The 20,567-nt window shown below is 71.2% G+C and carries 22 protein-coding genes; 4 read left to right on the plus strand and 18 right to left on the minus strand.

The annotated features are described in order from the left end of the window. Positions 1 to 207: 207 nt before the first annotated feature. From AB0B66_RS15690 to AB0B66_RS15700, 3 genes are all read right to left on the minus strand, one after another. A complete protein-coding gene (locus AB0B66_RS15690; protein ID WP_360529142.1) occupies positions 208 to 2,100 on the minus strand; it encodes an ABC transporter ATP-binding protein in 1,893 nt (630 codons plus the stop codon). A gap of 284 nt (positions 2,101 to 2,384) precedes the next feature. After that, entirely contained in the window at positions 2,385 to 3,137 is a 753-nt protein-coding gene (locus tag AB0B66_RS15695; RefSeq protein ID WP_360529145.1) for an enoyl-CoA hydratase/isomerase family protein, read from the minus strand. A 45-nt stretch (positions 3,138 to 3,182) separates the two neighbouring features. Then, entirely contained in the window at positions 3,183 to 3,410 is a 228-nt protein-coding gene (locus tag AB0B66_RS15700) for a helix-turn-helix domain-containing protein (RefSeq protein WP_120315961.1), read from the minus strand. Positions 3,411 to 3,547: 137 nt separating this feature from the next. Between AB0B66_RS15700 and AB0B66_RS15705 the strand changes: the two genes are divergently transcribed. After that, positions 3,548 to 4,861 carry a hypothetical protein gene (locus tag AB0B66_RS15705; RefSeq protein WP_360529148.1) on the plus strand — a complete coding sequence of 438 codons (1,314 nt, stop codon included), beginning with the start codon at positions 3,548 to 3,550 and terminating at the stop codon, positions 4,859 to 4,861. Between the two features lie 68 nt (positions 4,862 to 4,929). Here AB0B66_RS15705 and AB0B66_RS15710 read toward each other — a convergent pair whose 3' ends face one another. Then, positions 4,930 to 6,528: an ABC-F family ATP-binding cassette domain-containing protein gene (locus tag AB0B66_RS15710; protein WP_360529151.1), complete on the minus strand. Its 1,599-nt coding sequence runs from the start codon at positions 6,526 to 6,528 to the stop codon at positions 4,930 to 4,932. Positions 6,529 to 6,680: 152 nt separating this feature from the next. On the opposite strand from AB0B66_RS15710, the gene AB0B66_RS15715 reads away from it, so the two are divergent. Then, on the plus strand, positions 6,681 to 7,709 hold the full coding sequence (locus tag AB0B66_RS15715) for a neutral zinc metallopeptidase (protein WP_360529154.1): 1,029 nt from the start codon (positions 6,681 to 6,683) through the stop codon (positions 7,707 to 7,709). Between the two features lie 121 nt (positions 7,710 to 7,830). Here AB0B66_RS15715 and AB0B66_RS15720 read toward each other — a convergent pair whose 3' ends face one another. Next, entirely contained in the window at positions 7,831 to 8,463 is a 633-nt protein-coding gene (locus tag AB0B66_RS15720) for an acVLRF1 family peptidyl-tRNA hydrolase (RefSeq protein WP_360529593.1), read from the minus strand. Further along, the gene (locus AB0B66_RS15725) at positions 8,460 to 9,497 is read right to left on the minus strand and encodes an aminotransferase class V-fold PLP-dependent enzyme (protein WP_360529157.1); all 1,038 of its coding nucleotides are present in this window, start codon (positions 9,495 to 9,497) and stop codon (positions 8,460 to 8,462) included. The genes AB0B66_RS15720 and AB0B66_RS15725 overlap by 4 nt, the downstream gene beginning before the upstream one ends. Positions 9,498 to 9,556: 59 nt before the next feature. On the opposite strand from AB0B66_RS15725, the gene AB0B66_RS15730 reads away from it, so the two are divergent. Beyond that, a complete protein-coding gene (locus AB0B66_RS15730) occupies positions 9,557 to 10,240 on the plus strand; it encodes a DNA alkylation repair protein (RefSeq protein WP_360529160.1) in 684 nt (227 codons plus the stop codon). A gap of 11 nt (positions 10,241 to 10,251) precedes the next feature. Further along, entirely contained in the window at positions 10,252 to 10,905 is a 654-nt protein-coding gene (locus AB0B66_RS15735) for a TMEM175 family protein (protein ID WP_360529163.1), read from the plus strand. Between the two features lie 47 nt (positions 10,906 to 10,952). Here AB0B66_RS15735 and AB0B66_RS15740 read toward each other — a convergent pair whose 3' ends face one another. From AB0B66_RS15740 to AB0B66_RS15795, 12 genes are all read right to left on the minus strand, one after another. After that, positions 10,953 to 11,696: an HAD family hydrolase gene (locus AB0B66_RS15740; RefSeq protein WP_360529166.1), complete on the minus strand. Its 744-nt coding sequence runs from the start codon at positions 11,694 to 11,696 to the stop codon at positions 10,953 to 10,955. Between the two features lie 4 nt (positions 11,697 to 11,700). Next, entirely contained in the window at positions 11,701 to 12,330 is a 630-nt protein-coding gene (locus AB0B66_RS15745) for a LysE family transporter (RefSeq protein WP_360529169.1), read from the minus strand. A 157-nt stretch (positions 12,331 to 12,487) separates the two neighbouring features. Beyond that, positions 12,488 to 13,228 (minus strand): N-acetyltransferase, encoded by a 741-nt coding sequence (locus AB0B66_RS15750; protein WP_360529172.1) that lies wholly within the window; start codon positions 13,226 to 13,228, stop codon positions 12,488 to 12,490. A 42-nt stretch (positions 13,229 to 13,270) separates the two neighbouring features. Then, positions 13,271 to 13,726: a hypothetical protein gene (locus tag AB0B66_RS15755; RefSeq protein ID WP_360529175.1), complete on the minus strand. Its 456-nt coding sequence runs from the start codon at positions 13,724 to 13,726 to the stop codon at positions 13,271 to 13,273. A gap of 164 nt (positions 13,727 to 13,890) precedes the next feature. Continuing rightward, the gene (locus AB0B66_RS15760; RefSeq protein ID WP_360529178.1) at positions 13,891 to 14,304 is read right to left on the minus strand and encodes a metal-sulfur cluster assembly factor; all 414 of its coding nucleotides are present in this window, start codon (positions 14,302 to 14,304) and stop codon (positions 13,891 to 13,893) included. Next, positions 14,304 to 14,756, minus strand: coding sequence for a Fe-S cluster assembly sulfur transfer protein SufU (gene sufU, locus AB0B66_RS15765; protein ID WP_120315971.1), 453 nt, complete (start codon positions 14,754 to 14,756; stop codon positions 14,304 to 14,306). Before sufU ends, AB0B66_RS15760 begins: the two co-directional genes overlap by 1 nt. A 2-nt stretch (positions 14,757 to 14,758) precedes the next feature. Then, on the minus strand, positions 14,759 to 16,051 hold the full coding sequence (locus tag AB0B66_RS15770; protein WP_360529182.1) for a cysteine desulfurase: 1,293 nt from the start codon (positions 16,049 to 16,051) through the stop codon (positions 14,759 to 14,761). A 16-nt stretch (positions 16,052 to 16,067) separates the two neighbouring features. Then, entirely contained in the window at positions 16,068 to 16,847 is a 780-nt protein-coding gene (sufC, locus tag AB0B66_RS15775; protein WP_155386815.1) for a Fe-S cluster assembly ATPase SufC, read from the minus strand. Further along, the gene (locus AB0B66_RS15780) at positions 16,844 to 17,179 is read right to left on the minus strand and encodes a non-heme iron oxygenase ferredoxin subunit (protein ID WP_360529186.1); all 336 of its coding nucleotides are present in this window, start codon (positions 17,177 to 17,179) and stop codon (positions 16,844 to 16,846) included. The genes sufC and AB0B66_RS15780 overlap by 4 nt, the downstream gene beginning before the upstream one ends. A gap of 64 nt (positions 17,180 to 17,243) precedes the next feature. Further along, complete coding sequence (sufD, locus tag AB0B66_RS15785) at positions 17,244 to 18,386, minus strand: Fe-S cluster assembly protein SufD (protein WP_360529189.1); 1,143 nt, start codon at positions 18,384 to 18,386, stop codon at positions 17,244 to 17,246. Then, on the minus strand, positions 18,386 to 19,807 hold the full coding sequence (sufB, locus tag AB0B66_RS15790; protein ID WP_360529192.1) for a Fe-S cluster assembly protein SufB: 1,422 nt from the start codon (positions 19,805 to 19,807) through the stop codon (positions 18,386 to 18,388). The genes sufD and sufB overlap by 1 nt, the downstream gene beginning before the upstream one ends. Continuing rightward, positions 19,804 to 20,565: an ArsR family transcriptional regulator gene (locus AB0B66_RS15795; protein ID WP_360529195.1), complete on the minus strand. Its 762-nt coding sequence runs from the start codon at positions 20,563 to 20,565 to the stop codon at positions 19,804 to 19,806. Before AB0B66_RS15795 ends, sufB begins: the two co-directional genes overlap by 4 nt. Positions 20,566 to 20,567: the final 2 nt, after the last annotated feature.

Below are 20,567 nucleotides of genomic sequence, written 5' to 3' on the forward strand. Positions count from 1 at the left end.
TCGGCAGTCGCCCGCCGCGCACCGTGGATCTAGAAGAGTTGTTGCTTCCTGAGCAGCAACAACTCTTCTAGATCCCGCAGCCGCGAGCCGGCCCCGAAGGTGATCACGGTGCCAGGGTGGCGACACGCCGCCGAACACGCCCTTAAGTTCATGATCAACGCGGCGCGGCGCGGCGCGGCGCGGCGCGAGGCGGGGAGGGGGCGGGGGTCAGGCGGGGGTGTCGGTGAGGTGGGTGAGGCGGGGGGAATCCGCGGTGGCGAACTGGGTGCGGTAGAGGTCGGCGTAGAGGCCGCCGGAGGCGAGCAGTTGTTCGTGGGTGCCGCGCTGGACGATGCGGCCGTCGTCGAGGACGAGGATCTGGTCGGCCTCGCGGACGGTGGACAGGCGGTGGGCGATGACCAGGGCGGTACGGCCGGCCAGGGCGGTGGACAGGGCCTGCTGGACGGCGGCCTCGCTCTCGGAGTCCAGGTGGGCGGTGGCCTCGTCGAGGATGACGATCGACGGGGCTTTCAGCAGCAGGCGGGCGATGGCGATGCGCTGCTTCTCGCCGCCGGAGAAGCGGTAGCCGCGTTCGCCCACCACCGTGTCCAGCCCGTCGGGGGTGGCCCGGACCAGGGTGTCGATCTGCGCGGCCGCCAGCGCGGCCCACAGCTCGTCGTCGGTGGCGTCAGGCTTGGCGTAGCGGAGGTTCTCCGCGATGGTCTCGTGGAACAGGTGCGCGTCCTGGGTGACCACGCCGATGGTGTCCCGCAGCGACTGCAGGGTGGCCTCGCGCACGTCGACGTCGCCGACGAGCACGGTGCCGCTGGTGACGTCGTACATCCGGCTGACCAGCATCGAGGTGGTGGACTTGCCCGCGCCCGAGCTGCCGACCAGCGCGACCATCTGGCCGGGCTCCACGGTGAACGAGACACCGCGCAGCACCGGCGCGGTGGCGGTGCGTTCCAGCGTCGCCACGTCCTCCAGCGAGGCCAGCGAGATCTCGGCGGCGGTCGGGTAGCGGAACTCCACGTCCCGGAACTCGACCTTCGACGCGCCCTTCGGCACGTCGACCGCGCCGGGCTTCTCCGCGATCGCGGGCGGCAGGTCGAGCACCTCGAAGACCCGGTCGAAGGAGACCAGCGCGCCCATCACGTCGATGCGTACGTTGGACAGCGCGGTGATCGGCCCGTAGAGGCGTACCAGCAGCAGCGCCAGGGCCACGACGTCGCCCGCGTCGAGGCTGCCCTGCACGGCGTACCAGCCGCCCAGGCCGTAGACCAGCGCCTGGGCCAGCGAGGCGACCAGCATCATGGCGGCGAAGAAGGTGCGCGAGTACATGGCGCTCTGCACGCCGATGTCGCGGACCCGGCCGGCCCGCTCGGCGAAGCGCGTCGACTCGGTCTCGGGGCGGCCGAACAGCTTCACGAGCAGCGCTCCGGCGACCCCGAAGCGCTCGGTCATGGTGGCGTTCATCTTCGCGCCGAGGTCGTACGACTCCTTGGTGATCTCGGCCAGCCGGTGGCCGACCCGGCGCGCGGGCAGGATGAACACCGGCAGCAGGATCAGCGACAGCACGGTGATCTGCCAGGACAGAGTCAGCATGACCAGCACGGTCAGCACGAGCTGGATGATGTTGCCGACGACGCCGGACAGCGTCGAGGTGAACGCGCGCTGCGCGCCGAGCACGTCGTTGTTGAGCCGGCTGACCAGCGCGCCGGTCTGCGCCCGGGTGAAGAACTGCACCGGCATGCGCTGCACGTGGTCGTACACCTGGGTGCGCAGGTCGAAGATGAGGCCCTCGCCGATGCGCGCCGAGTAGAACCGCTCGACCAGCGACAGCCCCGCGCTGAGCAGGGCGAGCGCCGCGATGACCACCGCGATGGTGATGACGGTGCGGCCCGCGTCGGGGGCCATGACCCCGTCCTTCGGGGTGATCGCACTGACGACCCGGCCCGCCAGCAGCGGCGTGACCACGCCGATGACCGCGCCGACCACGATGGTGACCAGGAAGAAGACGATCTCCCTGCGGTACGGCCGGGCGAAGGAGAGGATCCGCTTCGCGGTGGGCTTGCCGATCTTGCGGTTCTCGACGCTCTGCCCCCGACGCATGGACCGCATGAGCGTCTCCATGCCGCCGCCCCCACCCGGATAACTCACCGGTGAACCTCCCACTGTGAAAGACCAGACGTGCCGCTCAACGTGCCCTGCCGAACGAAAATTCCTTAGCCCGGCTCATTAACTATTCAGCCGGGCAGACAATGGCACGCGACCGGATGCCGCCCATCCCCCGGAAAGGAGAAGGCGGCCGTCTTTCCACCATGACGAATCAGCCGTCGGTATGACGCCCGAAAGAGTGGCTCAGCGATCCGGAAAGGGACGGCGGAACAGATACCGCCGGAATGTCACTCGCCCAGGCCGGCCAGGTCGCGGATGCGGCGGGTCTGCGCCTCGCGCTCCGCGCGCTCCTGCTCCGGGAAACTCCGACCGCCCGCCGCGGCCAGCAGTGCCTTGATCTCGACGACCGCGTCGCGCGGGGCCGCCAGCACCGCATTGGCCAGATCGGCCGCGGCCGCGTCCAGCTCGTCGCGCCCCACCACGAGGTTGACCAGGCCGATCCGGTCCGCCTCGGCGGCGTTCACGCGGCGGCCGGTCACGCACAGCTCCAGCGCGCGGGCGTAACCGACGAGCTCGACCAGGCGCTTGGTGCCGGTGAGGTCCGGCACGAGCCCCAGCGTCACCTCCGCCATCGCGAAGAGGGCGTCGTCGGCCGCGATCCGCAGGTCGCAGGCGAGCGCGAGCTGGAAGCCCGCGCCGATGGCGTGGCCCTGCACCGCGGCGATGGTGATGAGATCGGGTCGGCGGAGCCAAGAGAAGGCCTGCTGGAAATCGGCGATCCGATCCGCGCACTCCTCCGGGCTGACGGTGGCGAGCTGCTGAAACTCGCCGCCCTGCACCACTTTCAGGTCGAGGCCCGCGGAGAAGGACCGCCCTTCCCCGCGTACGACCACGACGCGCACATCGCCGGCGAGCCCCCGTGCGGCATCGGCCAGACCTGCCCAGAGCTCGGGGGTCTGCGCGTTGCGCACCTCTGGGCGGTCCAATGTCACCGTCGCGACCGGACCGTCCTGGCTGATGCGAAAGCCGGCCGCTGCCATCTCAGACATCAACCGGCTCCCCAAGCTCTGCGTGGTGCGGGCGGATCATGCCTTCTTGCGCCGACGGGCTCCGCCGCGCTGACGCAGCGCGACTCCGGACTCGGTGAGCACCCGGTGGATGAATCCGTACGAACGGCCAGTCGACGCGGCCAGCGCGCGGATGGACTCACCCGACGTGTAGCGCTTCACGAGGTCCTTGGCGAGCGTCTGGCGTTCGGTCCCGACGATCCGGCGACCCTTCTCGGTGGTGGTAGCTGTGCCGGTGGCTGCCATGTTGAAATCCTCACGTCCCGGACGATGCGGTTTGCGGTCCAACCTATTAGACCGCCTCCGACGATCATGCGCTAGATATCAATTCCATGCCAACCGACACGCACGGTGCTGTCGGGTACCCGATAGCGTGTCTCGCCGTGACCACCGTCGACCCCCGCAGCGCCCTCCACCGCGAACGCCGAGACCTGTTCGGCTGGTTCGTGCTGGTGAGCATCGGCCTGCTCACGACCTGGCTGGCGGTGCGCGCCGGGGCCCGGTTGGGCACCGCGAGCGCGCCGTTCCTCGGCCGCTACCGCTTCGAACTGTCGCCGATGTCGTTGCTGGCGCCGGTCGTCGCGGTGACCGTGCTCGGCGCAGCCTGGCGCGGCTGGATCCATCGACTGCCGTGGTGGGCCGTCAGCACCGGGGCGACGGTGGCGTTCTTCGCCTGGGCCGTCTCGCTCGCGCTCGTCGACGGCGCGGACGGGTTGACCCGCTCGCTGACCCCGGACAGTTACCTCGGCGACGTGCAGGAGGTCGGCGACGACCCGCTGGCGTACCTGCGCAGCTTCACCGACCGCTCGGCCGAGCACACGGCCGCCACGCGGGGCCACCCGCCGGCGCCGGTGCTGGTGCTGTGGGCCGTGCAGCGGCTCGGGGTCACCGACCATCTGGCGCTGGCGCTGCTGGTGACCGCGATCGGGGCGCTGTCGGTGCCGATGGTGCTGGCCGCGGTGCGGGACATGGGCGGCGAGGCCGCCGCGAGGCCGTACGCGCCGGTGCTGGCGCTCGCGCCGTACGCGATCTGGACAGCGGTGTCGATGGACGCCGTCGTGGCCACCATCGGCGCGGCGATGACGCTGGCCGGGGTGCGGGCCACCCGCCGCCACGGCTGGCGCGCGGCGGCCTGGGCGGTGCTGGCCGGGCTGCTGCTGGGCACGGCCGCGCTGTTCTCGTACGCCGTCGCGTGGCTCGGGCTGTCCGTGGTGTTCCTGAACTTCGCCCGCCGCCGGGCCGCCCTGAACATGTTCGCCGGGCTCGGGGTGCTGCTGCCGGTGCTCGGCGCGGCCAAGCTGGGCTTCACCTGGACCGACGGGCTGGGCACGGCGTACGCCGATTTCGCCGCGCGCATCGAGCCGCACCGCTCGGCGCTGTGGTGGGGCCTGATCAGCGTGTGCGCGCTGCTGCTGGCGGTCGGGCCGCCCATCTTCGCGAGCCTGCGCAAGGTGCGCAACACCCCCGGCTGGCCGTTCCTGGTGGGCGCGTCCGGGGCGGTGCTGTTCTCGGTCGGGGCGGGGCTGGCCCGGGGCGGGGTGGAGCACGCGTGGCTGCCGTACTTCCCCTGGCTCACCATCGCCGCCGTCGCCCCTGAACGCCCCGGCGGCGACCCGGTCCCCGCTCCCCTGCTCCTCGTCGCCGTCGGCGCCCTCTCCGCGATGATCATCGAAGCCGTCCTGTCGACGCCCTGGTGACGGGCCTGAGATGTTAGGAAGGGCACCTTCTACAACGCATAGCGTTGTGAAGGTGCCCTTCCTTTGTCTTAGGCGAGTTCGACGAGTTCGAGGAGGTCGTCGGACCAGGCGTCCTCGTCGCCGTCGGGCAGGAGGATGGCGCGGTCGGGCTTGAGGGCCGCTACGGCGCCGGGGTCGTGGGTGACCAGGACGATCGCGCCGGGGTAGCGGGCGATGGCGTCGAGGACCTGCTCGCGGCTGACCGGGTCGAGGTTGTTGGTGGGCTCGTCGAGCAGCAGCACGTTCGCGCCGGAGCAGACCAGGGTGGACAGTGCCAGCCGGGTCTTCTCGCCGCCGGACAGCACACCCGCGGGCTTGTCCACATCGTCCCCGCTGAACAGGAACGCGCCCAGGATGCGGCGCAGCTCCGTATCGGTCTGCTCGGGGGCGGCCGAGCGCATGTGGTCGAGGATGGTGCGGTCGACGTCGAGGGTCTCGTGCTCCTGGGCGTAGTAGCCCAGGCGCAGGCCGTGGCCCGCCTTGACCTCGCCGGTGTCCGGCTGCAGGATGCCGGCGAGCATGCGCAGCAGGGTGGTCTTGCCCGCGCCGTTGAGGCCCAGGATGACCACGCGGGAACCGCGGTCCACGGCGACGCCGACGTCGGTGAAGATCTCCAGCGAGCCGTACGACTTGGACAGTCCCTCCGCGGTCAGCGGGGTCTTGCCGCAGGCCGCCGGGGTGGGGAAGCGCACCTTGGCCACCTTGTCGGTCGCGCGCACCTCGTCCAGGCCGGAGATCATCTTCTCGGCGCGCTTGGCCATGTTCTGCGCCGCGATCGTCTTGGTGGCCTTGGCGCGCAGCTTGTCGGCCTGCGCCATGAGCGCGCCGGCCTTCTTCTCCGCGTTGGCCCGCTCGCGCTTGCGGCGGCGCTCGTCGGTCTCGCGGGCTTCCAGGTACGTCTTCCAGCCCATGTTGTACGTGTCGACGACCGAGCGGTTGGCGTCGAGGTACCACACCTTGTTCACGACGGCGTCCAGCAGCGAGGCGTCGTGGGAGATGACGATGAGCCCGCCCTTGTGGCCGGCGAGGAAGCCGCGCAGCCAGGTGATGGAGTCGTGGTCGAGGTGGTTGGTCGGCTCGTCGAGCAGCAGGATGCCGCCGCCGGTCTCCGAGGCGTCGCGGAACAGGATGCGGGCCAGCTCGACGCGGCGGCGCTGGCCGCCGGACAGGGTGCCGAGCGTCTGCTGGAGGACTCGGTCGGGCAGGCCAAGGTTCGAGCAGATGCGGGCAGCCTCGGCCTCGGCGCCGTAGCCGCCGAGCGCGGAGAACTGGTCCTCCAGCTGGCCGTAGCGGCGCATGAAGCGCTCGTCGTCGGCGAGTTTGCCCTCCAACTCCTTCATCTCGTTGCGCAGCACGTCCAGGCCGCGCGCGGAGAGCACCCGGTCGCTGGCGGTGATGTCCAGGTCGCCGGTGCGCGGGTCCTGCGGCAGGTAACCCACCGGCCCGCGGCTGTCGATCTTGCCCGCGTACGGGGAGCCCTCGCCGGCGAGGACCTTGAGCGTGGTGGTCTTGCCAGCCCCGTTGCGCCCGACGAGACCGATGCGGTCACCGGGCTGCACGCGCAGGGTGGTGTCCCCCAGCAGGATGCGCGCGCCCGCGCGCAGTTCCAGACCGGTGGCCGTGATCATGAATTGCTCCCAGGTCAGGGGTGGGCCACCGGGTGGCTTCGGGAAGGAGCCTCCAGTCTACCGAGCACCCCGACCCGCCCTGCCACGGCATTTACCCCGGAGACGACCTGATTTGGGTGTGATTCGCCACAAAACTGCCTACGCTGGCGAACGTGAGCATCAACGAAAACGCCGAACTCGACCCGTCACAGGTCGAGGACATGCGCGGCGCCGGGGGCGGGCGCGGCGGAGGCGGCTTCAACTTCCCGCCCATGGGCGGCGGAGGCGGCGGGGGCGGCGGCATGGGCGGCGCGGGCTGCCTCGCCGGGCTGCTGCCGTTGCTCATGCGCAGCAAGATCGGCATGGCGGTGCTGCTGATCGGCGCGCTCTGCGTCGGTCTGCTCATCTGCACCGGCGGCGGCTCCAGCCTGTTCAGCGGCGTCGGCGGGCTCACGCCCCAGCAGCAGGGCCAGCAGCCCGGACCCAACGACGTCAACAGCACCACGCTGGCGCAGCAGTGCGACAAGTCGAACCCCAACCGGTTCGAGAACCCGGCCTGCCGCAACCTGCTCTACATCAACTCGATCCAGGCGTACTGGCGCTCGGCCATGCCGCAGTACCTGGGCCAGCAGTACCAGCCGGCGACCACCCGGTTCTTCACCGGCTCGGTCGACACCGCCTGCGGGCCGGCCACCGCCGGCGTCGGCCCGTTCTACTGCCCCGGCGACAACCACGTCTACATCGACCTGAGCTTCTACGACGAGCTGGCCAGCCGGTTCGGCGCCAAGGGCCAGTTCGCCCAGGCGTACGTGCTCGCCCACGAGTACGGCCACCACATCCAGACCCTGCTCGGCACCGAGGCGCAGGTGCGCCGCGCCCAGCAGCGCGACCCGGCCAACGCCAACAAGTACTCCGTCGCCATGGAACTGCAGGCCGACTGCTACGCCGGGGTGTGGGCCAACTCCGCCGCCAAGACCACCGACGCGACCGGCCAGCCCCTGTTCAAGTCCATCACCCAGCAGGACATCGACCAGGCCCTGGAAGCCGCGGCGGCCGTCGGCGACGACGCCATCCAGCAGAAGGCCACCGGCCGCATCAACCAGGAGGCCTTCACCCACGGCTCCTCCGCCCAACGCCAGCAATGGTTCAACCAGGGCTACCGCACCGGCGACCCCCGCCAATGCAACACCTTCGCCAGCTGACCCACCACCCGCCGCCTGCGGCAACTCTTAAAGACTTGCGGCCTCGACCACGCGTTGAGGCCGCAAGTCTTTAAGAGTTGCGGCGCAGGGGGGCGCCCCGGAGGGGCGCCGGGGGCGGGGGTCAGGGGACGAGGTGGATGCGGATCGTGTGGGCGGCGGGGATGGCCTCGACGAGGACGGCGTGGCGGGGTTCGGGGACGTCGAGCAGGCGCTCGTGGCGCAGCGGGAGCAGGGGGGCCAGGCGGCGGTCGGTGAGGATCTCGTCGACCGTGCTCCGGTCGCCGCCGCATACCAGGGCCGCCATGCTGTCCGCGTACGGCAGCAGGATGCGCGCGGCGATGTCGGCGGCGTCGCGGGCCGCGCCGGACGCCTGGTTCTCCCGGCGGCGGGCGTAGCGCTGCTGCGACCAGCCGCCCGCGGCGGTGCGGCCCTGCACGTAGAACGTGTCCACCTTGGAGCTGATCAGCTCGTCGCCGTCGGCGACCCCGACCGCGACGGCGTTGCGCCGGGCCAGCAGCAGCCCCAACCGCCGCGGCACGGCCAGCGCCTCCAGCAGCGCGTCCACGTCGGCGACCGGGCCGACGCCGGGCGGCGGCAGCAGCTCTGCGGTGTCCCCGTTGGCGGCGACCAGTTTCAGGCCCTCCTCCTCGGCCCCGTCGTGGCGCGAGTAGAAACCGTCCAGCCAGCGGCGCAGCCGTCGCGGTTCGACGTCGGCCCAGCGGCCCCCGCCCGCGGCGGGTTTGGCGGGCATCAGCCCACCAGGGCGTTCAGCGCGGCGTCCACATCGGCCTGCGTGGTGTACGCGTGGAACGAGGCGCGGATCCGGCCGTTGCGCACCGCGGTGCGGATGCCCGCGGCGGCCAGCTTGGCGTCCGCTCCGGGCACGTCCACGGTGACGATGGCGCTGTCGCCGGGCGGCAGCCCCAGGCCCGCCAGGAAGCTGTTGGCGAGGCCGACGTCGTGCGCGTGGATCGCGGGCACGCCGATCTCCTCGACGACCTCCAGCGCGGGCGCGGTGCCGACCCAGGCGTGCCAGGCGGGCGAGATGTCGAAGGCGCGGGCGTCCTTGGCCAGCCGCAGCGGCAGGCCGTAATACGAGCTGTGCACGTCCTCACCGGCGTACCAGTTGGCCGCCAGCGGGCGGGTGCGCTCGCGCACCGCCGGGTTCAGGTAGACGAAACCGGTGCCGCGCGGCGACATCAGCCACTTGTACGCGACGGTCACCACCACGTCGGCGAGCGCGCCGTCGAACGGCAGCCAGCCGCAGGCCTGCGTGGCGTCCACGACCACCAGCGCGCCCGCGGCGCGGGCCGCGGCGACGACCGCGGCATAGTCGACGACCGCCCCGTCCGACGACTGCACCAGCCCGAACGAGACCACGTCCACGCTCGCGTCGATGCGCTCGGCGAGCTGGTCGGCGGGCGCGGTGCGCACGGTCACGCCGCGGTCGGCGTGCACCGCCCACGGGAAGACCGCCGAGGTGAACTCCAGCTCGGGGACCAGCACGGTCGCGCCGTCGGGCACGGCCGCCGCGACCGGGGCCAGCAGCTGCGACACCTGCGCGCCGACCGCGACGTCCGCCGCGTCGACCCCGATGATCCGGGCGTACGACTGCCGGGCGCGCTCGGTCGACTCACCCCACCCCTCCCACGAGGTGCGGCCCGCCCGCCAGTCGCCCAGCGCCGCCTGCATGGCATGCCAGGCCCGGTCCGGTGGCAGCCCGAAGCTGGCCGTGTTCAGGTAGCCCGGCTCCGCGGACCACAGCGAGGCGAGGTCGATACTGTCCATGATTCGCAGTATTCCACCGGTGGTGGGCGATCACCGCAGGCCAATACACGGGAGGTGGCATGGCGTCGGGAGCCGTCGCGCTGATGGCGCGGCTGGACGAGCGGCTGACGGCCGCTGCAGATCCAGTACGGGCCCCGGCGATGCGGGCGTACATGCGCGACCAGTTCCCGTTCCTGGGCGTGTCCAGTCCGGCGGTGCGGCAGGTGCTACGGGCGGCGCTGGCCGGGCAGCCCCGCCCCGACGCGGCGACGCTGCGTGAGGTCGCGCTGACGTGCTGGACGCGCGACGAGCGCGAGTACCAGTACGCCGCGTGCGTGCTGCTGCGTCGGCACGCCCGGGTGCTGGACAGTGGGTTCCTCGACACGGCGCGGTGCCTGATCACCGGGAAACCCTGGTGGGACACCGTCGACGCGCTCGCCGCGCACGTGGTCGGCCCGCTGGTGGCCCGGGACCGGGGTCTGGTCACGACGATGGACGCCTGGGCAGCCGACGACGACCTGTGGCTGGTGCGCACGGCGATCCTGCACCAGCTGACGTACAAGGCGGCCACCGACGCCCCCCGGCTGCTGCGCTACTGCGCGGCACAGGCCGGGCACCCGGACTTCTTCGTACGCAAGGCGATCGGCTGGGCGCTGCGGGAGTACGGCAAGACCGATCCGGCGGCGGTGCGCGCGTTCGTCGCCGCGCACGCCGCCGAGCTGTCCGGGCTGTCCCGCCGGGAAGCGCTCAAGCACCTGAGCTGACCTGCGCTGCTGTGGTAACCAGAGGTGTGCAGGAGTCCCGCTCGCTGGTCCGGCTGACGGCGTACACCGACGGGGTCGTCGCGATCGCGCTGACCCTGCTGGTGCTGCCGCTGGTCGACACCGCCCGCGACGCGCAGACCGAGTCGGTCCGCGACCTCGTGCGCGAGCACGCCGGCGACTTCGCCGCGTTCGTGATGTCGTTCGCGGTGGTGTCGCTGTTCTGGATGGTGCACCGGCGGGTGTTCGACAACCTCGTCGACGTCGGCGAGGGCATCATGCTGCTCAACAGCATGTGGCTGCTGGGCGTGGTGTTCCTGCCGGTGCCCACGGCGGTGCTCACGTACGAGGTGAACCAGGGGCGCGGGGCGACCCTGCTGTACATGGTCAACCTGGTGTTCATCGCGCTGAGCGGCCTGCTGCTGTCACTGCGCATCCGCGACCGGGTGCCGCTGCAGCGCCCCGGGCGCAGCGAGGCGGTGGACCGGGCGGTGCGCCGGGGCGTGATCGCGACCAGCGCCATGGTGGCCACCCTGGTCGCGGCCCTCTTCCTGGCCAACCTGGCGCTGCCGCTGCTGGCGCTGATGCCCCTGATGCAGGCCGCGGCCGAACGCCGAGCCCACCGCCACCACCACCCCGCAGCTGCCACCGACCGCAGGAAAGGTTAGGAAGGGCACCTTCACAACGCAGAGCGTTGTGAAGGTGCCCTTCCTTGCTAGAGGGACTGGCGGAGCAGGGCGAGGAGTTCGGTGCCGTCGGCGACGACCGCGTCGGGGGTGGTCTCGGGGCTGCCGTCGCCCTTCTGAGGGCTGTCGCCGTGGGGCATGAGGATGGCCGCGCCGGTGCCGGCCCGGCGGGCGCAGACGATGTCCTTGCTGAGCTGGTCGCCGACGAACCAGCACGCCGCGGCGGCCACTCCCAGCTCACGGGCGGCGGCCCAGATCATGCTGGGGTGCGGCTTGAACACGCCCAGCTCGTCGCTGTAGACCTGGACCGCGAACGCACCGGTCACGCCCAGTTCGTCGAGGATGTCGCGGTGCGCCTGACCGCTGCGCGTGTTGCTGACCACCGCGACCGGCATGCCCAATCCGATGGTGAAATCCAGCAGGTCGGCCATGCCGGGTCGCAACCGCCAGTCGGGCCGCCGGGCCCACTGCCGGGTCAGGTCGCCGGCGTGCACCAGCACGGTGGCCCGGGCCACCGCCGGCCATTCAGCGGCGACCAGCTCACCCCACAGCTGCTCGTGGCTCAGCTCGACGAAGTCGGTCGACGTGTCGCGTCGCTCGGACCGGACGTCGTCAGCCCGCTCCAGGGACTCGTGGATCTCGGCGGTGCTGAGCGCACCGCCGACGAGCCGGTGGACCCGGTCCACGAGTTCCCGGAGCGGTTCGGTGGAGCGTCCGGATTCGACGATCACCCCGCCGAAGTCGAGCAGCAGAGCGGAGGGGGTAGGCAGCATGGGCCTACTCTGCCACGACGAGTGCCACCGCGAGGACCGAGATCACCAGGCTGGACACCAGGGCCGTGACCAGGCGTCCCCGGGGCGTGGCGAGCACCTTGCCCACCAGCGCGCCGCCCGCGGCGACGCTCAGCTGCCAGCTGGCCGAGGCGAGGAAGGCGGCGGTCACGAACACCGCGCCCTCCGGCCCGGTCAGCCCGTCCATGGCCTGCCGCCCGCCGAGGACGAGTGCACCGAAGTACACGATCGTCATCGGGTTGAGCAGGGTCAGCCCGAGCAGTGCCAGGAAGGCCCGGCCCGGGGTGTCCAGCAGTTTCGTCTCCCGGGCCCGGGCCGGGTCGCGGTAGTGCCGGATCGCGCTCCACGCGGTGTGGCTCGCGATGTAGAGCAGCACGGCCACCGCGATCCAGCGCAGCGGGGTGGAGATCGGTTCGATCCAGCGGGCCAGGGCGGCTCCGCCGAGAACGGCGACAAGGGCGTAGATCCCGTCGGCGGCCGCCACGCCCAGTGCGGCGGCGGCGCCGATCCGCAGCGAGGTGCGGGCGGTGAGGCTCATCAGCAGCAGCGCGATCGCGCCGACGGGCACGGCTACGCCGTACCCCGCCAGCAGACCGCCCACGAGGGCGGCGGTCACGACTGCGGGCGGCTCGTTCCGGCCACGGGCCCACGCTGCTGTCGACGCCGTCCTTCCGCCGAAGCGGACAGGGGCGCGAGGCGCAGGCAGGTAGTCGTCATGCGGATCATTCTGGGCCGCCGTGCCCCTGCCTGCGACCTATTTTCTCATCGATGTCTCAGGCCCCGGTGCGGTGCCGGATCCACACGTTGGGCTCGACGTACACGGCCCAGTCGTGCTCGGCGTCGGCGTGCACCGGGGTGAGCGCCTTGGGCACGTGGACCGGCCCGGTGGTGTCGAACGGCAGCCCGGTCCACTCGCGCCATTCCGCGCAGGTGCCGGGGATGACCATGGACCGGGTGGCGATCTTCTCGATGACGCCGCCCGCGCGCACGTGCACCCGCAGCCACGGGTCCACGGGCAGGCCGTCGTCGCGCGTGCGGTACGCGTACGACGTCATGGGCTCGTCGGGGTCCTTGGCCCCGTTCGGCCGCACCGGCGCGACCAGGTCGGCGAAGCCCAGCCGGGCCGCGTTGTCCCGCATCGCGGCCAGCATCACCGCGGACAGCCCGGTGCCCTGCCGGTCGGGGCGCACCGCGATCTCGATCGCGGAGACGATGTTCGGCTTGTCCCCCGCCACCCGGGCGCGCACGGCCCGGCGCAGCGCGCCGTCCCAGCCGTCGATCGGCAGTTCGTCGCCCTCGGGCAGGAAGAACGGCACGCTGTGGCCCTTGGCGACGAGCTTGCCGGGCTCGTCGGGGTCCTCGGCGACCAGGATGTATTCGGGCCACTGCTCGGTGCACAGGCCGTAGTAGAGGTTCGAGATGGGGTCGTGGCGCATGAACTCGGGCCAGACCGTGGGCATGTCCCACAGGGCGTCGACGAGGTCGGGGCGTTGGTCGAGGGTGGCGATGTGCATGACCGCGAGCCTCCTCCGCCTGCCGGTGGACGATCAACCGCATTATCTCGCGAGTTCGGTGGACATCACCCGGCGAACGGCCGCGACCACCACCCGCCCCGGGAACCGCTCCCCCGCCACCTGCTCCGCCCGCGCCAGGGCGGCCCGCATCCGGGCCGGTTCGGCGTCGCGCAGCACGGCGACGAACCACGCCTCCAGCAGCGTGGGGTCGTCGGGCAGGACCAGGTCACGCGGGTCGGGCGGCTGCGGGGCCCGCGGTGGCAATGGCACACCCCCGGTGGCGTACGCGCCTGGCGGCAGCCCCACGCGGTACGGGTGCACGCAGGTGGGCGCTCCGGTGGACCCGTCCACCCGCCACCCGATCGCGGGCTCGTAGCGGCTGTCCGGCCCCGGCCGCGCGACCACATCGAATCGCCCCGCAGCCAGCTCCTGCGCCGGGCACACCGCGCACGTCCACGCCTGCAACTCCGCCGACGGCCCCTCGGGCACACTCCCCACGCCCCGAGCGTAGGCGGCCGGCCATGATCACTCGACTTGCCCGGCAGGTGGGCGAATCATGAAGCGTGATACGCCCAGGTGCCAGGCAAGTCGGATGACCTGGGGGCGGGACGCGCGAAAAGGGCGCCCACCTCACGGGTGGACGCCCTTTCGGGGACGTTCGGTCAGACGTTGAAGCCGAGCGAGCGGAGCTGGTCGCGGCCGTCGTCGGTGATCTTGTCGGGGCCCCACGGCGGCAGCCAGACCCAGTTGATGCGCATGTCGTTGACCAGGCCACCGCCGGGGCCGGTGCACAGCGCGGCGCGGGTCTGCTCCTCGATGACGTCGGTCAGCGGGCAGGCCGCCGAGGTCAGCGTCATGTCGAGGGTGGCGACGTTCTCGTCGTCGATGTGCACGCCGTACACCAGGCCCAGGTCGACGACGTTGATGCCCAGCTCGGGGTCCACGACGTCCTTCATGGCCTCGCGGACGTCGTCCACCTCGGCCTTCTTGCCGGACTTCGGCGCGGCGGCCTCGGCCGGCGCGGCCTCGGCGCGCACGGACTCCACGGCGCTGTCGACGATGTCGGTCTCGCTCATCACACTTCCTCCTTCTCGAGGGCGACGGCCTGCGCGACCGCGTCCTTCAACGCCATCCAGGACAGCAGCGCGCATTTGACCCGCGCGGGGTACTTGGCGACGCCGGCGAACGCGACCGCGTCCCCCAGCACCTCCTCGTCGGGCTCGACCTGGCCCTTGCCGCCCATCAGCTCGACGAACGCGGCGTGCACCGCGAGCGCGTCGTCGACCTTGCGGCCGTTGAGCAGCTCGTACAGCACGCTCGCGGACGCCTGGCTGATGGAGCAGCCCTGGCCGTCGTACGAGATGTCGCTGATGGTCTCCCCGTCCAGGGCGACCCGGAGGGTGATCTCGTCGCCGCAGGTCGGGTTGACGTGGTGCACGTCGGCCGCGAACGGCTCGCGCAATCCGCGCCCCTGCGGGCGCTTGTAGTGGTCCAGGATGATCTCCTGGTAGAGCTGGTCGAGCTGCATGGCTAAGCGAAGACCTTCCGCACCTGATCCAGGCCGCGCACGAGCGCGTCGACCTCGTCGGTCGTCGTGTAGAGGTAGAACGAGGCCCGGGTGAGCGCGGGCACGGAGAACCGGTCGCAGATCGGCTTGGCGCAGTGGTGGCCCACCCGCACCTGCACGCCGAGCGAGTCGAGCACCTGGCCCACGTCGTGCGGGTGGATCCCGTCGAGCGTGAACGAGATGGTCGCGCCGCGTCCGACCGGCACCCGCGGACCGTAGATGCGCAGGCCCGGCACGGTGTCCAGGGCGTCCAGCGCGTACGCCGTCAGCTCCTTGTCGTGCCAGGCGATCGCGTCCATGCCGATCTCGGTCAGGTAGTCGATCGCCGCGCCCAGCCCGACCGCCTGCGCGATCGGCGGGGTGCCGGCCTCGAACCGGGCCGGGGCCGGGGCGAAGGTCGAGCCGGTCATCTTCACCGTCTCGATCATCGACCCGCCGCCCAGGAACGGCGGCATGGCGTTGAGCAGCTCGCCGCGTCCCCACAGCACGCCGATGCCGGTCGGGGCCAGCATCTTGTGCCCGGTGAACGCGATGAAGTCCACGTCGTAGTCGACGACGTCCATCGGCAGGTGCGGCACCGACTGCGAGCAGTCGAGCATGAGCAGCGCGCCGACCTCGCGCACCCGCGCGGTGATGCGCGAGGTGGCGTTGACGGTGCCGAGCACGTTCGACATGTGCACGATCGAGACGATCTTCGTGCGCTCGTTGACCAGCTCTTCGAGGTTCGACTCGTCGAGGCGGCCGGCCTCGGTCAGTCCGAACCACCGCAGCGTCGCGCCGGTGCGCTCGCAGAGCAGCTGCCACGGCACGATGTTGGAGTGGTGCTCCATCTCCGAGATCACGATCTCGTCGCCGGGGCCCAGCCGGAAGCGCTCGTCCCGCGCGTGCGGGCCGAACGCGTGCGCGACCAGGTTCAGCGACTCGGTGGCGTTCTTGGTGAACACCACCTCGTCGACGCTCGGCGCGCCGATGAACGCGGCGACCTTGGCGCGCGCGCCCTCGTACGCCTCGGTCGACTCGGTGCCCAGCGTGTGCACCGAACGGGCCACGTTGGCGTTGTGCTCGGCGTAGTACCGGGCCACCGCGTCGATGACCTGGCGCGGCTTCTGCGAGGTGTTGCCGCTGTCGAGGTAGACGAGCGGGTGACCGTTGACCTCCCGGCCCAGGATCGGGAAGTCGGCGCGCACGCGCTCCACGTCGAAGCGCGGCTTGTCGTCGTACTGCGGCATCCCGGCCGGGATGGTCAGGGCGGTCATCTTCTGCTCAGCTCCCTCAGGCAGCCGCGACGGCCGCGTCGGCGTCCGCCCCGTAGCGCGTGTAACCCTCGGCCTCGAGCTTGTCCGCCAGCTCCGGGCCGCCCTCTTCGACGATCTTGCCCGCGACGAACACGTGCACGAAGTCCGGCTTGATGTAGCGCAGGATCCGGGTGTAGTGCGTGATCAGCAGCACGCCGCTGTCGTTGTTCTCCTTGACGCGGTTCACGCCCTCGGAGACCACGCGCAGCGCGTCGACGTCCAGGCCGGAGTCCGTCTCGTCGAGGATCGCGATCTTCGGCTTGAGCAGCTCCAGCTGCACGATCTCGTGCCGCTTCTTCTCACCGCCGGAGAAGCCCTCGTTGACGTTGCGCTGGGCGAAGGCGGGGTCCATGCCCATCTTCTCCATCGAGCCCTTCAGCTCGCCGGCCCAGGTGCGCAGCTTCGGGGCCTCGCCGTCGATCGCGGTCTTGGCGGTGCGCAGGAAGTTGGCCACCGACACGCCGGGGACCTCGACCGGGTACTGCATGGCCAGGAACAGGCCCGCGCGGGCGCGCTCGTCCACGGTCATCGCCAGCACGTCCTGGCCGTCCAGGGTCACCGTGCCGCCGGTGATCTCGTACTTCGGGTGGCCCGCGATCGAGTAGGCCAGGGTCGACTTGCCGGAGCCGTTGGGGCCCATGATGGCGTGCGTCTGGCCCGACTCCACGGTCAGCGTGACCCCGTGCAGGATCGGCTTGAGCTCGCCCTCGGGCAGCTTCACCGACACCTGAAGGTCGCGGATCTCCAACTTGCTCATCGGGTCACTCCATTGCTTGGCGTCATGCTGACGTAGACATCACCGTCACGGACTTCGACGGGAAAGACGGGTACGGGTTCGGTGGCGGGCAGGCCGGTCGGCTCACCGGTACGAAGATCGAAACGCGAGCCGTGCAGCCAGCATTCCAGCGTGCAGCCGTCGACCTCGCCCTCGGACAGCGCCACGGCGGCGTGCGAGCACTCGTCGTACGCGGCGTAGAAGCCGTCGTCCTCCGCGTGCACCACCACCACCGGCGTGCCGGCGAGGTCCACCGCGAGCGCCGCCCCCTTGGCGACCTCGTCGGCGGCACAGGCCCTAACGAAATCGGTCACGCCTTCTCCTCGCTGCGCTCGTCGGCGGCGGGGCCTGGCGTCATGATTCGCTCGCTGCGCTCGCTCATGAGCCCGCCTTCTCCAGCCGCTCTTCGATCGCCGCCCCGAGGCGCTCGCGCAGGTCCTCGGCCGGGATCTTGCCCAGCAGCTCGGCGAAGAAGCCGCGCACGACCAGCTTGCGGGCCTCGGCCTCCGGGATGCCCCGGGCCATCAGGTAGAACAGCTGCTCGTCGTCGAAGCGGCCGGTCGCCGAGGCGTGGCCCGCGCCGACGATCTCGCCGGTCTCGATCTCCAGGTTCGGCACCGAGTCGGCCCGCGCCCCGTCGGACAGCAGCAGGTTGCGGTTGACCTCGTAGGTGCTGGTGCCGGTGGCCTGGTCCTGGATCAGCACGTCGCCGACCCAGACCGTGTGCGCGCCGTCGCCCTGCAGCGCGCCGCGGTAGCCCACGTACGAGCGGCAGTCCGGCACCGAGTGGTCCACCAGCAGGCGGTGCTCGATGTGCTGCGCGCCGTCGGCGAAGTAGAGCCCGTAGAGCTCGGCCTCGCCGCCGCGGCCGGTGTAGTCGACGCTGGTGAACTGGCGCACCAGGTCACCGCCGAGCGACACCTGCACGTGCAGGATCTTCGCGTCGCGGCCCAGCTTGACCTTGACGTGCTGCGCCTGCACCGCGTCGGCGGCCCAGTCGGCGACCGTGACCAGGGTCAGCTTCGCGCCGTCGGCGACCGCGATCTCCACGTTGTCGGCCAGCGTGACGCTGCCGGTCTGCTCCAGCACCACCGTGGCCTCGGCGAACGCGCCGACGGCCAGGTAGGTGTGGGCGGCCGCCGCGCCGTCCGCGCCGTGGCCGTTCAGCCGCAGCAACACCGGCTCGGCGAGCACGGTCTCCTTGGCGACCTCGACCAGCAGCGCGTCGGCGGCGTTCTCGTACGCCCAGGCGCTGATCCGGTCGAACGGGGTGAGCACCCCGCCGATGCGCGCGTCGGAGCGCGACACCGTCGACACGGTGACGCCCGCGGGCAGCTCGCCGTGCTCGTGCTTGGGCGCGGCCACGGCGGTGACGTCCCCGGCGGCCAGGCCGCGCAGGCGCTTGAGCGGCGTGAAGCGCCACTCCTCCTCGCGTCCGGTCAGCGCCGGGAAGTCGGCCACGTGGAACGAGCGCAACGCCTGCGACTTGGTCTTGGGCGGTGCGATAACTTCGGTGCTCATCAGCCGACGGCGCCTTCCATCTGCAGTTCGATCAGTCGGTTCAGTTCCAGCGCGTACTCCATCGGCAGCTCCTTGGCGATGGGCTCGATGAAGCCGCGCACGATCATCGCCATGGCCTCGTCCTCGGACAGGCCCCGGCTCATCAGGTAGAAGAGCTGGTCGTCGCTCACCTTGGAGACGGTCGCCTCGTGGCCCATCGCCACGTCGTCCTCGCGGATGTCGACGTAGGGGTAGGTGTCCGAGCGGGAGATGGTGTCGACCAGCAGCGCGTCGCACTTGACCGTGCTCTTGCTGTGGTGCGAACCCTCCATGACCTGGACCAGACCGCGGTACGAGGTGCGGCCGCCGCCCCGGGCGATCGACTTGCTGATGATCGTGCTGGAGGTGTGCGGGGCCGCGTGCACCATCTTGGCGCCGGCGTCCTGGTGCTGGCCCTCACCGGCCATGGCGACCGACAGGACCTCGCCCTTGGCGTGCTCGCCGACCATGAACACGGCCGGGTACTTCATGGTGACCTTGGAACCGATGTTGCCGTCGACCCACTCCATGGTCGCGCCCTCGTGGCACACGGCGCGCTTGGTGACCAGGTTGTAGACGTTGTTCGACCAGTTCTGGATGGTCGTGTACCGGCAGCGCGCGTTCTTCTTCACGATGATCTCGACGACCGCGCTGTGCAGCGAGTCCGACGAGTAGATCGGCGCGGTGCAGCCCTCGACGTAGTGCACGTACGCGCCCTCGTCGACGATGATCAGGGTCCGCTCGAACTGGCCCATGTTCTCGGTGTTGATCCGGAAGTAGGCCTGCAGCGGGATCTCCACGTTGACGCCCGGCGGCACGTAGATGAAGGAGCCGCCCGACCACACCGCGGTGTTCAGCGCGGCGAACTTGTTGTCGCCCACCGGGATGACGGTGCCGAAGTACTCCTTGAACAGCTCCGGGTGCTCCTTGAGCGCCGTGTCGGTGTCCAGGAACAGCACACCCTGCTGCTCCAGGTCCTCACGGATCGCGTGGTAGACGACCTCGGACTCGTACTGCGCGGCGACACCGGCCACGAGGCGCTGCTTCTCCGCCTCCGGGATGCCGAGCTTGTCGTACGTGTTCTTGATGTCCTCGGGCAGGTCTTCCCAGCTCGCCGCCTGCTTCTCGGTCGAGCGCACGAAGTACTTGATGTTGTCGAAGTCGATGCCCGACAGGTCCGCGCCCCAGTTCGGCATGGGCTTGCGGCCGAACAGGCGCAGGCCCTTGAGCCGCAGGTCGAGCATCCAGTCGGCTTCGCTCTTCTTCTCCGAGATGTCGCGCACCACGGCCTCGTTCAGACCGCGCCGTGCGTTGCTCCCGGCCAGGTCCGGGTCGGCCCAGCCGTACTCGTACTTGCCCAGGCCAGCGAGCTGGTCCTCGGTCGTGGTGATCTGCTCGGTCATGAGTCCGTCCTCATCGTGACGCCATCGTGGATCTGAACAAGTTCGGTCCGGCCCGCCGGAGCCGGCGCGCCACCTGGCGGCGCTCCGGGACGAGCCAACTTCGGAGGTATGTGAGTGGTGCACACCCCGTCGCCGTGCGCGATCGTCGCGAGCCGCTGCACGTGCGTGCCGACCAGGCGACCGATCACCTCGGTCTCGGCCTCGCACAGCTGCGGGAACTCGGCGGCGACGTGCGCGACGGGGCAGTGGTGCTGGCACAGCTGCCCGCCGGTGGCGATCGTGGACGCGCTCGCAGCGTATCCCTGGGCGGTCAGCGCCTCCGCGAGCGCCTCCGCGCGGGCGAGAGGATCATCACCCGAGTCGCGCACGGCGTCCTCGCAGCGCTGCTCCAGCGAGGCGATCTGGGCCGCGGCGAAGGCGGCCACCTCGCGCTCGCCGCCGCGCTCGGCGATCCAGCGCAGCGCGGCCGTGGCCAGCCCGTCGTAGGCGTGCCGGCCGAGCCCGTCGCGGGCGGTGTCGGTGAGCGAGAAGACCTTGGCGGGCCGTCCCCGGCCGCGCGGGCCGCGGATCACCTGCTCGCGGGCACTGACCAGGCCCTCGGCGTACATGGCGTCGAGGTGGCGGCGCACCCCGGCCGGGCTGAGACCGAGTTCCTCGCTCAGCGCCGCCGCGGTCGCGGGGCCCTGCGCGAGCAGTTCGATCACCCGGCCGCGCGTGGCAGGATGGCCCACGCGGCGGTCGGCTGCCTCTGTGATCACCC

Origin of the sequence: Catellatospora sp. NPDC049111, from assembly GCF_040648615.1 — a bacterium.
GTDB classification, from domain to species: domain Bacteria; phylum Actinomycetota; class Actinomycetes; order Mycobacteriales; family Micromonosporaceae; genus Catellatospora; species Catellatospora aurea.